Annotated in this window: 11 protein-coding genes; 7 read left to right on the top strand and 4 right to left on the bottom strand. The window is 61.6% G+C overall.

Features of this window, described 5'->3' with window-relative positions:
* Positions 1–97: 97 nt before the first annotated feature.
* The 3 genes from FD715_RS05110 to FD715_RS05100 all read left to right on the top strand — a co-directional run bounded on the left by FD715_RS05110 (position 98) and on the right by FD715_RS05100 (position 3,401).
* Positions 98–1,012, top strand: coding sequence for a hypothetical protein (locus tag FD715_RS05110; protein ID WP_147106171.1), 915 nt, complete (start codon positions 98–100; stop codon positions 1,010–1,012).
* 149 nt (positions 1,013–1,161) lie between these two features.
* A complete protein-coding gene (locus FD715_RS05105; RefSeq protein ID WP_147106169.1) occupies positions 1,162–2,445 on the top strand; it encodes a DUF3422 family protein in 1,284 nt (427 codons plus the stop codon).
* A gap of 251 nt (positions 2,446–2,696) precedes the next feature.
* Positions 2,697–3,401 (top strand): hypothetical protein, encoded by a 705-nt coding sequence (locus tag FD715_RS05100; RefSeq protein WP_147106166.1) that lies wholly within the window; start codon positions 2,697–2,699, stop codon positions 3,399–3,401.
* 21 nt (positions 3,402–3,422) lie between these two features.
* Here FD715_RS05100 and FD715_RS05095 read toward each other — a convergent pair whose 3' ends face one another.
* The 3 genes from FD715_RS05095 to FD715_RS05085 form a co-directional block, all read right to left on the bottom strand.
* Positions 3,423–4,418 (bottom strand): ABC transporter permease, encoded by a 996-nt coding sequence (locus FD715_RS05095; protein WP_147106163.1) that lies wholly within the window; start codon positions 4,416–4,418, stop codon positions 3,423–3,425.
* Positions 4,411–5,418: an ABC transporter permease gene (locus FD715_RS05090; RefSeq protein ID WP_147106160.1), complete on the bottom strand. Its 1,008-nt coding sequence runs from the start codon at positions 5,416–5,418 to the stop codon at positions 4,411–4,413. Before FD715_RS05090 ends, FD715_RS05095 begins: the two co-directional genes overlap by 8 nt.
* A gap of 78 nt (positions 5,419–5,496) precedes the next feature.
* On the bottom strand, positions 5,497–7,194 hold the full coding sequence (locus FD715_RS05085) for a peptide ABC transporter substrate-binding protein (protein WP_147106157.1): 1,698 nt from the start codon (positions 7,192–7,194) through the stop codon (positions 5,497–5,499).
* A gap of 292 nt (positions 7,195–7,486) precedes the next feature.
* On the opposite strand from FD715_RS05085, the gene FD715_RS05080 reads away from it, so the two are divergent.
* Positions 7,487–9,319 (top strand): ABC transporter ATP-binding protein, encoded by a 1,833-nt coding sequence (locus FD715_RS05080; protein WP_147106155.1) that lies wholly within the window; start codon positions 7,487–7,489, stop codon positions 9,317–9,319.
* Here FD715_RS05080 and FD715_RS05075 read toward each other — a convergent pair.
* Positions 9,313–9,762, bottom strand: coding sequence for an HIT family protein (locus tag FD715_RS05075; RefSeq protein ID WP_147106152.1), 450 nt, complete (start codon positions 9,760–9,762; stop codon positions 9,313–9,315). The genes FD715_RS05080 and FD715_RS05075 overlap by 7 nt on opposite strands.
* 77 nt (positions 9,763–9,839) lie before the next feature.
* Between FD715_RS05075 and argE the strand changes: the two genes are divergently transcribed.
* The 3 genes from argE to FD715_RS05060 all read left to right on the top strand — a co-directional run bounded on the left by argE (position 9,840) and on the right by FD715_RS05060 (position 13,623).
* The gene (argE, locus tag FD715_RS05070) at positions 9,840–10,994 is read left to right on the top strand and encodes an acetylornithine deacetylase (protein ID WP_147106149.1); all 1,155 of its coding nucleotides are present in this window, start codon (positions 9,840–9,842) and stop codon (positions 10,992–10,994) included.
* Positions 10,995–11,096: 102 nt separating this feature from the next.
* Positions 11,097–12,443, top strand: coding sequence for an FAD-binding oxidoreductase (locus FD715_RS05065; RefSeq protein ID WP_147106146.1), 1,347 nt, complete (start codon positions 11,097–11,099; stop codon positions 12,441–12,443).
* 13 nt (positions 12,444–12,456) lie between these two features.
* Positions 12,457–13,623, top strand: a complete 1,167-nt coding sequence (locus tag FD715_RS05060) for a M20 aminoacylase family protein (RefSeq protein WP_147106143.1) — start codon at positions 12,457–12,459, stop codon at positions 13,621–13,623.
* Positions 13,624–13,633: the final 10 nt, after the last annotated feature.

Raw genomic sequence — 13,633 nt, 5'->3', positions numbered from 1 at the left:
ATCCGCCTTACGAGGATAGGAAAAGGCGGGGTCAGCCCCGCCTTTCTCCGTTTCAAGGGGCATTGATTTTAGCGCGCGTTCGGGACGACATGCAGGGATGAAACTGGAAAAAAGACATCGCGAAGCGGGCGCCCTGGCCGAGCGCGAAGGCTTTTGCCACGTGATGCGCAATCATGCGGCGATGTTCTTTGATCGAGGGCCTGCGCGTCTGGTCGTGACCTTCGACAACCTCATCAGCCGCAACGCCGCGTTGCTGCATTATCCGTGGGCCTATTCCTACGTTCAGCAGATCGGGGCGTCCCATCTGGGGCTGGTGACGTCCGGGCCGGAAGACTGGTTTCGGCACGAGGATGTCATGGATTTCTTTGACATCCTACAGGATGATCGGTTCTTTTCCCGCTTTGCCGAGGTGATTTTCTACGGCAGTTCCATGGGTGGCTATGGCGCGTTGACCTTTGCGCGGGCTGCACCGGGCTGCCGGGTCGTGGCCTTTGTTCCGCAAACGCAACTGGACCCTGCCGTTGTACCGTTTGAGACGCGCTATGCCGAGGAGCGCGCGCGGGGACGGTGGTGGGGACGTTACCTTGATGGGGTCGACGGGGCGCGCGCCGCTGCGACGGTCTATGTGCTGTACGATCCCTATTTCGCGCCGGACGCGCAGCACGTAGCACGGCTTGATCCAGCCAACCTGGTGCCGATGCGACTGCCGTGGTCGACCCATCAGGCGGGTCCGGTTCTGCGCCGGACAGGAATGCTGGCGCAGGTGCTTGAGGCTGCGTTTGCGGGACGCCTGGATGCGCAAGGGTTTCGTCGGGTCGTGCGTGGGGCAGGGCGGTCGGGCATGGGCGCGCGCCTGAGCCTGCGCGCCGGGTTGGAGCGGGGGCATCCGGCCCTTGTTTTGCAAACGCTGCGGCGCCTGCGGTCGAGCCATCCCGACTGGGACTTTCCGATGCTGCGCATGGCTGCGCGTCATGCACTGTACCCGGACGGCGACAAGAGTGCAAACCGCTGAAAAGGCGGGCTTTCCCAGGCTGTTCGTGGTGCGCCTCACTGCCCGCGTATACAATTGCATTCTGTTAACACACTGAAATTCAACAGAAATGCGTTTGCAATGTCTGCGTTTCGCGTTACATGGGCCACAAACGAGACGCCGGAGCAGATATGGCCCCCATCGAAGACCACCCCTTGCGCTACAAGCTGGCGAATGAGCTGCATGCGCGGCCCTTCCCGTCGATGCGTGCGCCCTGTGCTGCAGCCTATGTGGCGTTCAAGCAGCCCGAGATGGCAGCCAATCGTGATCGGTCGCTGGATCTGGCCCATTTGCAGGCGCTGCTGGATCGCCATGGCGCGCCGCACCCGCAGCCGGGGGCCACGCATTACTACGGTCAGATCGGGCGGCATTGGCTGAAGTGGGAACAGCATACCGAGTTCGTGACCTACACGATCTTTTCCGAAGGGGTGGAGGACCGTCCGTTTGACCCACGCGCCTTCGATCCCTTTCCGCAAGACTGGCTGGAGGATGCGCCGGGGCAGCGCGTGACCTCTGTTTTGATCCGAGTGGAAAAGCGCCGGACAGACGATGAGATCCGCGAGTGTCTGGGCGAGTGGTTTGTGCCCGAAAGTCTGGCGGTCAGTTCGGTTCTGGATGCCGCCGCCGTGGTGGCTGGTGATTTCCGGATCGACCAGAATGGCCACATGCGATTTGCTGTCTTCACCTCTGAGGGAACGGGGCAACGCCGCGTCGGTCGGATTGTGCAGCGCTTGTGCGAGATCGAAACATACAAGTCGATGTCGATGTTGGGCTTTGCCCGAGTGCGGTCGATGGGCGCGCAACTGACGGCGCTGGACACGCGGCTGATAGAACTCGTTGAAACCATGTCGGGTGAACGGTCCGAGGCCGAAGCGACGCTGAAGGCGCTGTTGGAGATTTCGGCCGAGCTGGAGACGTTCGCGGCGCAATCGTCCTTCCGCTTTGGTGCGACCTGGGCGTATGAGGCCATCGTGAACGAACGGATCGAGGCGCTGCGCGAGGACCGGTATGAGGGGCGCCAGACCTTTGGCGAGTTCATGATGCGCCGCTATCAACCCGCCATGCGCACCGTGCGGTCCGCCGAAGAGCGCCTTGCCGCGATGTCGCATCGTGGCGTGCGTGCGGCCAACCTGCTGCGCACACGCGTTGATGTGGAGCGGTCCGCACAGAACCAGGCACTGCTGGAAAGCATGGACAAGCGATCGGACCTGCAATTGCGCCTGCAGCGTACGGTCGAAGGGCTTTCGGTGGTGGCGATCAGCTATTACGCCGTGTCTTTGGCGGGATACATCCTCTATCCGCTGGAAGAGCCGACAGGGCTGTCGAAAGGGTTCCTGACTGCGTTGGTGACCGTGCCGGTGGTCTTGCTTGTCTGGGGTTTGATCCGGCGTTTGCGCAAGGCCGTGGAGAAGTAGGGCGTATTGCAGCCGCCGTGGGCAGGCCCAGATGGTGTGTCATACGCCGAGTGATCGCGTGTGGAACATGTGGGGTTGAAACGATTTCTTAACGCTGCGAACGCCACGATCAGCGCGACCTGTGCAGCACCCGCTGCACGGGGGGATGAGGAGGATCAAGCATCAGGCGATCTGCGCATACATACTCACTGTCGCACATCCGCAGCCTTTTTGTGGCGGCGTTGGTGGTTCTGTCGGGGGTGTCGCGGGCCTTGGCAGAGGATGTTTCCGTCTGGGTCTATCACAACTATCCCCCGTTCATCGTGGACATCGCGGAGGAGCGGGGGCTGAGCTACGATCTGGCCCGGCTCTTGACTGACGCATCGGATGGCGCCTTTCAGTTCAACGTGATGGTGCTGCCGCGACAACGGCTTAACCAACGGCTTCAAGGCGATATGCCCGGCCTGGTGATGTGGGCAAACCCGGCATGGTTTGGAGACACCGGGCGGACAACGTTCTTGTGGACAGACCCGGTTCTGAGAGACCGCAACGTCGTCATCTCACCGGCGGAAGAGGCGTTTGAGTATGACGGTCCAAAATCGCTGACCGGTATGACCATGGTCGGGGTGCGGGGCCACCGATATCCGGGTGTCGACAGTTTAGTGCGCGCGGGTCTCGTTGAACGGGTTGATATGCGGTCCGAGCGCAGTCTGGTGCAATTCATTGCCAGCAGCCGGGGACGGGTGGCGATCGTCGCAGACTCCGCCGTTCGGTATTTTGTAAACGAGCTTGGCTTGGGCGACGCCGTTCATGTCGCCGAACAGGCGCATTCGACGTATCAGCGCTTCATCCTCGTGCAGCCACAACTGCAGGCCGTTCACACCTTTCTCGAGAACACCGTTCCAGGCATCGCCGGGTCGTCCGTATGGGCCGAAAAAATTGCTGGCTACGGCTTGCAGGAATCTGCCACGCCGTAACCGTTGACCACTATGACCGCCTCAGCGTCCCCGAATGCGCGGATCGAGCGCGTCGCGCAGGCCGTCGCCCAGATAGTTCACGCTCAGCACCGTTAGCGAGATCATGATGCCCGGCAGCATCACCCGTTCAGGATAGTCCTGCATCCTTGGAACCGCATCTGACAAGAGCTTGCCCCAGGTGGGGAAATCCGACGGAAAGCCGACGCCAAGGAAGGACAGCGCGCTTTCGGTGATGATGGCCGTGGCCAGCCCCAACGTGGCCGATACCACCACAGGCGAGATGACATTGGGCAGCAGGTGCCGCCGGATGATCGCGCCCGACGATGTGCCGATGGAGCGTGCGGCCAGAATGAACTCGCGCTCTTTCAGCGCCAGGATGTCGCCGCGCACGATCCGGGCGGTGGGCATCCAGTTGGTCAGGCCGATGACACCCACGATCAGAACGAACATGCCTGCCTCTGGCCCGCCGAACGTGCTGGTCAGTGGCTGGCGGAACAAGGTCACTGCCAGCAGAACCAGCGGCAGGATCGGCAGGGACAGGACCAGATCGGTAAAGCGCATGAGCCAGAAGTCGAGCCGCCGGAAATAGCCCGACAGAACCCCGATCAGTGTGCCGATCACAAGTGCCAGAAGCATCGCCGCCCAGCCCACAGCCATGGACACCCGTCCGCCCGCAATGATCGTGGCGAGGATGTCGCGCCCCAGGTTGTCGGTGCCCAGCGGGCGATGCCAGCCCGTCTTGGCCGTGCTGTCCCACAGCGCCACCCAGATGGGCCGCATGTCGCGGTTGCGGATGTCCAGCGCCTGGGCGTCGATGGTCCAAATGTAGGGGCCGAACAGAACGCCTAAAGTGACAAACATCAGGAACGCACCGCCGAACATCGCGCCCTTGTGGCGGCGGAACTGGTGCCAGACGTCGCGCCACTGGCTAGACGGAGCGGCCGTGACCGTCTTGTCCTGCAGGGCAGTGATGAATTCTGCGTCGGCCTCGGGACCGGAGGGGACGGGGTCAGTCATAGCGGATCCTCGGGTCGAGCACGCCGTAAAGCACGTCAGCGATCAGGTTGAACAGGACGATCAGGATGGCGAAAATGAATGTCAGCGTCATCACACCGGGCAGGTCATTCGCATAAAGCCATGTGAGCAGAAGCTGGCCAATGCCGTTCACCTTGAACACGTTTTCGGTGATGATTGCGCCGCCGAAGATGGCAGGCACACCCAATGCAATCACGGTCACCACCGGGATCATCGAGTTGCGCACCACATGGACCATGACCACGACGCTTTCTTTCAGCCCTTTGGCGCGCGCCGTGCGCACGTAGTCCTGGTTGAGGTTGTCGAGCATGGCGCCGCGCATGTAGCGCGAGATCTGTGCCGTGGTCTGGAGGGCAAGCACCATGACGGGCATGATCATTTGTTGGAATTGGATTTTAAAGCTGGCCCAATCATTGACCACATGGGTGGTGTCATAGATTGAGGGCAGCCAGCCCAGCGACACCGAAAAGATGACGATCAGCAGCGGACCAGTAAAGAAGGGCGGGATCGAAAAGCCGATCATCGTGATGAACGTGCCGGTCTGATCAAAGATCGAGTAGTGCCGGTAGGCCGAATAGATGCCGATCGGCAGGGCGATCAGGATGCCCACCACGTAAGCCAGCCCCACGACCCACAGCGTCTGCGGGAGCCGCTGCACAACGATGTCCATGACGGGTGAACGCGTCTGCCATGAAATCACGCGCTGCTTCCCTTCGGAGAACGATGTGCCGAACCAGTGGTCGATCAGCACTTGTGGTTCGATCCAGAAGAACTGGACCAGCCATTTCCAGTACTGGATGTACCACGCCTCGCCCAGACCCAGCGCCTGGCGCATCTTTTCCTTCACCTCGGGCGGGACGGTCAGGGGTACCTGTGCCATGGGATCGCCTGGCGCAAGTTGCAGTAGCCCAAAGATAACGAGGCTGATGAACAGCAGCGTCGGGATCGACAAGAGCAGTCTGCGGATGGTGTAGGTCAGCATGACACACAGGCCTCTTTTCGGGGTCTTATTGTTGTGGCGGTTTGGGGTGGGCAGACCTGCCCACCCCTGTGTTTCAGATCACTCGGTGCGATGCCAGTCCGCAATGTTCCACAGCTCGCTGTCCCACGAGTTCATGCGCACACCGCCCAATGTGTTGGAGCGGGCGGAGATGTCACCGCGGTGCGTCAGCGGGATCATGGCGCCGTTGGTCACCGCCATATCGTTCAACTCACGGCCGATACGGGCCCGCTCGTCCAGGTCCGAGGTTTGGGCCAGCGTGTTCCAGAGCGCGTCATACTCTTCCATGCAGAAGCGCGAGATGTTCTCACCCTGCCATTGGGTTGCCGGGCTCGGTGCCTTGTCGCAAAGCATGTTGGCCAGATACGCCTGCGGGTCAGTGCCCGAGAACGTGTTGGTGTACATCTCGACGTCGGCATAGAAGCGCTGGAACGTATCCGGGCTGCCCGCATCACCACCGAAGAACACGGATGCGTCGATATTGCGCAGCTCGGTTTCGATGCCAATCTGGCTCCACCAGTCCTTGATCAGCGCCTGGTAGTCCTGGCGGATCGAGTTTGTCGAGGTCTGGTACAGGATCGAGAGCGGCACGCCGTCTTTCTCGCGAATGCCGTCGCCGTTGGTGTCGACGATGCCCGCCTCATCCAGCATGGCGTTTGCGGCATCAATGTCCTGCGTGTCGCAGGTCAGCGTGTCGGAGTTATAGGCCGCGGGGGCGGGCACCCAGTTGCAGGTCACCTGACCACCGGCGCCATAGCCGATCTCGGCCAAGAGCACACGGTCAATCGCCAGCGACATCGCATTGTAAACGACCGGGTCCGACAGGAACGGGTGGGGCCGGATCACCGCACGCTCATCCGGGCCAAGGGCGGGGTCGGGGTTTGTGTTGTTCAGCATGATCCGCTCGACCGAGGGGCCAAAGCTGGTCATCAGCTCACCATTGCCCACGCTTTCCATCGTGGCCAGTACGTCAGGCGCCACTTGGAGGTTCCACGCGTAGTCAAACTCGCCCGTTTCCAGAACGGTACGCGCGGCACCCACCGCGTCGCCACCCCCCTTGAAATTGATCCGTGCAAAGGCGGGCTTGGCCGGGTCGCGGTAGTTGGGGTTGGCCGTCAGCGTAATCACGTCATTGGGGCGGAAGTCTTCCACCACGAACGGTCCGGTACCAATGGGGTTAAAGTTCTCTTCGGTGCAGGTGGGGGCTGCTGCGCCCACGCACTGCTCGAACTGCGCCTTTTGAATGACGGGGCTTTCGGCGCCACCGAAGGCGGCAAACGGATAAGGCGTTGGGCTGGTAAAGTTGATGACAACTGTCTGCGCGTCAGGCGTCTCGATGCTTTCGATGCCCTCGAACTTGGTGATCTGTGCACAACCGCCTTCGGGGTGCGTGCAGTACTCATAGGTGAATTTCACATCCTCGGATGTGAAGGGGGTGCCATCTGACCACAGGATACCTTCGGTGAGCGTCCACGTGATTGTCTTCAGGTCTTCGGAGATGCCGCCATTTGCCACGCTGGGAATTTCGGTGACGAGCCAGGGCTGGATTTCGCCATTTTCGTCGAACCGGATCAGCGGTTCGATCACCATAGACGACGCTTCGACTTCTTTTGTGCCGCCGGATAGAAAGACGTTCATGGTGGATGGTGCTTGCCAGTAGATGATGTTCACCTGCCCGTCCGAGCCGCGCTCGGCGAAGGCGGCGGGGGCCAGCGCGGTGGTGGCCACGGCACCCATCAGAATGGATTTCAGGGACATGTCATACTCCTTGTTGGACCGCAGGTTTGTCCTGCGCGTCAGTTTCGCACCGCATGGCGCGCGGTAAAGGTCCAGCCCAGGGAGGTGTAGACAACCATGTAACCCACGGTTTCCCCGTGATTTTTACTCTTGGCCCCCCAAGCGTGCGTTAATATCGAAACAGCTTTTGTCGAAAATGCAAGCGTTGCGTGCAGTCAACGAGGAATTTCGTAGGTCAATGTTTGACAGTGCCTGTCCCTTCGCCCACTGTTTGCAAAAGCCGAGCCAAAAAGGCTCAATCGCGGGGATACAAATGCTTGATCAGACCGATACGGCACCGATTGCGAATATCCAGAATCTGCGGGTTGAATTCCAGACCAAGGACGGGCCCGTCGTCGGGGTGGAGGATGTATCCTTTACCGTCAGTGCCGGAGAAACGGTCTGCATCGTTGGCGAGTCGGGCTCCGGCAAGTCGGTGTCGTCGCTGTCACTGATGCGCCTTGTCGAGTTTGGAGGGGGCGAAATCGCGGGCGGCCGCCTGTTGTTTGATCGAAAGGCAAAGGACGCCATCGACCTGGCCAGCACCGATCAGGACCTGATGCGCACCATTCGCGGCAACGAGATCGGCATGATCTTTCAAGAGCCGATGACTGCCCTCAACCCGGTTTTTACCGTGGGCCGCCAACTGACCGAAGGCTTGCGCTTGCACAAGAAGCTGAGCAAGGCCCAAGCCGAGGAACGTGCGCTCGCACTCTTGCAGCAGGTCCGCATCCCTGAACCGCAGCGCCGCCTCAAGCAGTATCCGCACGAATTGTCGGGCGGGATGCGGCAACGTGTTGTGATCGCCATGGCGCTTGCCTGTGAGCCCCGGCTGTTGATCGCAGACGAGCCGACGACTGCTCTCGACGTGACCATTCAGGCCGAGATTCTGGCTCTTATGGATCGGCTGAAGCGCGAAACCGGCACCGCGGTGATGTTCATCACGCACGACATGGCCGTCGTGGCGCAGATGGCGGACCGGGTTGTCGTCATGTTCCGCGGCAACAAGGTCGAAGAGGGGCCCGTTGCCGACATCTTCGAAAACCCGCAGCATCCCTATACCAAGGCGCTTTTGGCCGCTGTGCCCAAACTGGGCGAGATGCGCGGGAAGGCATATCCCGAACCGATGAAGCTGCTTGGCCGCGACCAGGCCGAGATTGCGCCGATCCCTGGAACCGAGGAGACGCTGCTGGAGGTGCGCAACCTGACCACGCGCTTTCCGGTCAAGGGCGGGTTCTTCCGTCGCACGGTCGCCAATGTTCACGCGGTCGAGGATGTGTCTTTTACACTGAATAAGGGCCAGACCCTGAGCCTTGTGGGCGAGTCGGGGTGCGGAAAGTCTTCGGCCGGGCGGTCCATTCTGCGGCTGGTCGAGCCGCAGTCGGGCGAGATTGTGCTGGATGGTCGCGACATCATGGCTTTGAACGAACGTGACCTGCGCGACGCGCGCCAAGACATGCAGATGATCTTTCAGGACCCGTTCGCGTCGCTGAACCCGCAGATGCAATTGTCGGACCAGGTTGCCGAGCCGATGCAGAATTACGGCATGTTCAAAGGCGACGAGGGCAAGAAGCGTGTCGAGATGCTGTTCGACCGGGTGGAGTTGCCGCGCAGCTTCATGCGCCGCTATCCGCATGAGTTATCGGGCGGTCAACGTCAGCGCGTCGCCATTGCCCGCGCGCTGGCCCTGAACCCCAAGCTGATCATCGCGGACGAGGCGGTGTCAGCCCTGGATGTGTCGGTGCAGGCGCAGGTGCTGAACCTGATGATGGAGCTGCAGGCAGAGATGGGTCTGTCGTTCCTGTTCATCTCTCACGACATGGCCGTTGTAGAGCGTGTCAGTCACCATGTGGGCGTCATGTATCTGGGCCGCATCGTCGAGATGGGGCCGCGGGCGCGCGTATTTGAGAACCCGCAGCACCCTTATACCCAGGCACTGATGAAGGCGGTGCCCATCGCTGATCCGCGCCGCCGCAAGGCCGAGAAGGACCTGAATTTCAAGCCGATCCCGTCGCCGATCCATCCCGTCGACTACGAGCCTGCGCCGTCGGAATACCGGGAAGTCGAACCCGGGCACCTGGTGCTGACGACCGACAGCGGTTATTGATCGCCCCGCAAAACAGCCGCATCCGCGTCAAGATCGGCGCGTGTCCGTAACGGCACCGCATCATGTGCAATGCGTAGCCCGCTGTCCGTGCTGACGATGTGTTTGGCCGATACGATGTCGCTGCTGTCATGCAGGGGTACCACGTTCAGATGCGCATGTGGCACACCGAATCCGTGCACGACGTAACCCACACGTTTCGGCGCAAAGGCCCGCATCATCCGTCGCCCCAACCTTCGCCCGACCACCATGATGTGCGCAGCCAAATCGTCGGGCATATCAGTGAAGTGGTCAATGTGGACCAGGGGAATCACCATGCACTCGCCCCGGTGCAGCGGTCGCAGGTTCATGAACGCCATGCACTGCGCATCGCGGTGCACAACGCTGGCCGGGGACGTGCCGGCCACGATTGCGCAGAACACGCATTGGGCATTGGTATGCTTCATCCTGCCGCTTCCTTGGCTTTCTGCTGGAGGTGGCGCCTGACTATGCGTAGGCTGAAGGCGTTTCAAACGGGATCCATATGACACGCAAGATGACGCCGCTTGAGCTGATGACAAAGCTCATCAGCTTTCCGACCGTGAGCCGGGACACGAACCTGCCCCTGGTGGATTGGGTCGAGGGGTATCTGGACGATCACGGCATCCGGGTTCATCGGTGTTATCATCCGGATCAGCCGAAGGCCGCGCTTTTTGCCCATGTGGGGCCGGAGGTTGAAGGTGCGGTGGTCTTGTCCGGCCACACCGACGTGGTGCCTGTTGATGGTCAGCCGTGGGATACGGACCCGTTTGTCGTGACCGAGCGCGACGGCAAGTATTTTGGGCGCGGCACCTGCGATATGAAAGGGTTCGATGCCCTGGCCCTGTGGGCGTTGGTCGAGGCGCATCATGCGGGCAAGCCCATGCAAATTGCGCTGAGTTTCGACGAAGAGATCGGCTGCCTTGGCGCGCCGCCCATGATTGCCGCGATGCAGGGTGTCGTGCCCAAGGGTGGCCCCGTTATTGTGGGTGAGCCGTCGATGATGAAGGTCGTCACTGGCCACAAGGGCGGGCAAGGTTTTGACACCCATGTGATCGGGTTTGAGGTGCATTCGTCGCTGCTGCCGCAAGGGGTGAGCGCGATCCTGGAGGGGGCGAAGATCATCGACTTCGCAAACCACCGAAATGCCGAGAATATGGCGGCCAAGCCGTCCGAGCTGGCGGCGATGTTCGACCCGCCGTTCACCACTTGGCACGTGGGGCAGGTCGCGGGCGGCACTGCGCATAATATCACGGCCAAGGATTGCCGGTTCTCCATGGATTTCCGGGCCGTGCCGGGCGACGACGTGGTCGCGCTGAAAGACACTTACCTCGCCCATGTGGCCGAGATCGAGAAGGGCATGCAGGCCGTCCATCCCGACACACGGGTCGAGATTGATGTCAGGTTCGAGGTGCCGCCCTTGACACCCGAGCAAGAGGGCGTCGCGGAGGGTCTGGTGCGGGCCATCACCGGCGACAATGGCACGCATGTGGTCAGTTACGGGACCGAAGCCGGGCAATTTCAGGCCGCGGGATACTCCGCCGTTGTCTGCGGGCCAGGCGATATTGCACAGGCGCATCAGCCCAACGAATTCATCACCGTGGCTCAGTTCGAGGCAGGCCATGCCTTCATGCGTGATCTGGTGGCGCGCGTTGCATAGCGGGCCGTTTTGTGACGCACAAAACCTCTGGAAATCGGCACGGTTTCCAGCAAGGCGCAGTTTTCCGTGTCGGAAAGCTGACGCAAACCGCGCCGGTTTGCGGTGACCGGGTTTCCCATCCGTGATGCCACACCGGTGACGTGGCCAGGCCCGCCACCTGCGGCAGCGGATGTGGTTGTGATCGGTGGTGGGGTCATTGGGGTCTGCACGGCGCTTTATCTGGCCGAGGCGGGACAGTCTGTTGTGCTTCTGGAAAAGGGCCGGATCGCGGGCGAACAGTCCAGCCGCAATTGGGGCTGGATTCGTCAACAGGGCCGGGATCCGGACGAGTTGCCGATCATGGTCGAGGCGAATGCCCTTTGGCGTGATTTGGCACAGCGGACAAATCTGGATATCGGCCTGACCCAAGGCGGTGTGACGTACCTTGCCAAAACCGAAGATGATCTGGCGCGCTACGGCGATTGGCTGCCCCATGCGCAAGCGCATGGTGTCGACAGCCGCCTTCTGACCAAGAAGCAAGTTGCGGAACTGATCCCCGGCATGGCGCGGCCTTATACCGGTGCGCTTTACACGGCGTCGGACATGCGGGCTGAGCCTTGGGTGGCTGTGCCCGCGCTGGCGGGTGTGGCCGCACGCGCCGGTGCAACGATCATTGAGGCCTGTGCCGTCCGTACGCTGGACATCGAGGCGGGCCGCGTTGCGGGCGTGATGACCGAGGCGGGGCGGATAAGGACGTCGCAGGTGGTCATGGCGGGCGGCGCCTGGTCTGCGCTGTTTTTGCGCCGCCATGGCGTGTCGATCCCGCAGCTGTCCGTTCGTGCCACCGTGGCCGCGACTGAACCGATGCCAATGGTCTATCCCGGTGGGGCCACCGATGACCGCATCGCGTTTCGCCCTCGGGCCGACGGCGGCTACTCCCTTGCGGCGGGTGGCTTCCATGAATTGTTCATCGGGCCGGACGCGTTCCGTGCCCTGCCCAAGTATGTGGCGCAATTGCGTGCCGATCCGTTTGGCACCCGTTTCTTTGCCAAGGCACCCAAAGGCTATCCCGATGCCTGGTCCACGCCGCGGAAATGGGACGCCGACGGCCCCAGCCCGTTCGAGGCGATGCGCATCCTCAACCCCGCGCCAAATGCGCGCAAAGTGTCACAACTGACCCGTGACTTCCACGAAGTCCTGCCCGGTCTCGGGCCCGTTAGGATCAAGACGGCGTGGGCAGGGATGATCGACACCATGCCCGATGTCGTCCCTGTCGTGGACCGGGTTGATGCGCTGCCTGGTCTGACGATCGGAACGGGGATGAGCGGGCACGGCTTTGGCATTGGCCCAGGCATGGGAAAGGTGCTGGCCGCTCTGGTCATGGGCAACGATCCGGGCCATGATCTGACACGGTTCCGCCTGAGCCGTTTCTCCGATGGCAGCAAGATGCGCCTCGGCCCCTCTGTCTGACAGGATCTGCCCCATGCCCATCAAGAACCGCCTCGCAGAAACCCATGCCGAGATCATTGGTTGGCGCCGCCACCTGCACGCCCATCCCGAACTTGATTTCGACGTGCATGAAACGGCTGCATTCGTGGTCGAACGGCTGCGCGAGTTTGGCGTCGACGACATCACAACGGGGGTTGGTAAGACCGGCGTGGTTGCCGTGATCAATGGCAAGACCGACACGAAAGGCCGCGTCGTCGGACTGCGCGCCGACATGGATGCGCTGCCAATCGAGGAGGCAACCGGGCTCGACTATGCCTCGAAGCATCCCGGCAAGATGCACGCTTGCGGCCATGACGGGCATACCTCGATCCTGCTGGGCGCCGCACAGTACCTGGCCGAGACACGCAATTTCGATGGCACTGTGGTGTTGGCCTTTCAACCCGCCGAAGAAGGCGGCGGGGGTGGCCGTGAGATGGTCAATGACGGGCTGATCGAGCGCTGGGGCATTCAGGAGGTGTACGGCCTGCACAACATGCCCGGCCTGCCGACAGGGCAGTTTGCCATCCGGTCCGGGGCACTTCTTGCCGCAGCCGATGAGTTCAAGCTGACCGTCACCGGGAAGGGCGGGCACGCAGCCGCGCCGCATCAGGCCATCGACCCCAATGTGGCTGCGGCACATATCATCCTCGGCCTGCAAAGCATCACGAGCCGGAACGTTGACCCGCTCGCCTCTGCCGTGGTGTCAGTGTGCGCGCTGCATTCCGATATCGACACACACAACATCATCCCCCACGTCACCCGCATGACCGGTACGGTGCGCGCCCTCGACCCCGACGTGCGCGACTTTGTGGAGGCACGGGTGAAAGAGATTGCCAGGGCAACGGCACAGGCCCACCAATGCGAGATCGACGTTGACTATACCGTCGGCTACCCCGCGACCATCAATCACGAAGAGCACACCGAATACGCCGCCGCTGCCGCGCGCGCTGTTGCGGGTGATGTGATCACCGATATTCCGCCGATCATGGCCGCCGAGGACTTCTCGTTCATGTTGAATGCCTGTCCGGGGGCCTACATCATGTTGGGTAATGGGGACGGGCCGATGGTCCACCACCCAGAATACCAGTTCGATGACGACGCGATCCCTGCCGGGGCCAGCTGGTTTGTCGAACTGGTCGAACAACGGATGCCCGCGCAGTAGTCACAGGATT

Source organism: Tateyamaria sp. syn59, from assembly GCF_007995245.1.
Classification (GTDB): Bacteria; Pseudomonadota; Alphaproteobacteria; order Rhodobacterales; family Rhodobacteraceae; genus Tateyamaria.
The sequence above is the reverse complement of the archived record's forward strand: the minus strand, read 5'-3'. Positions and strand labels throughout refer to the sequence as shown.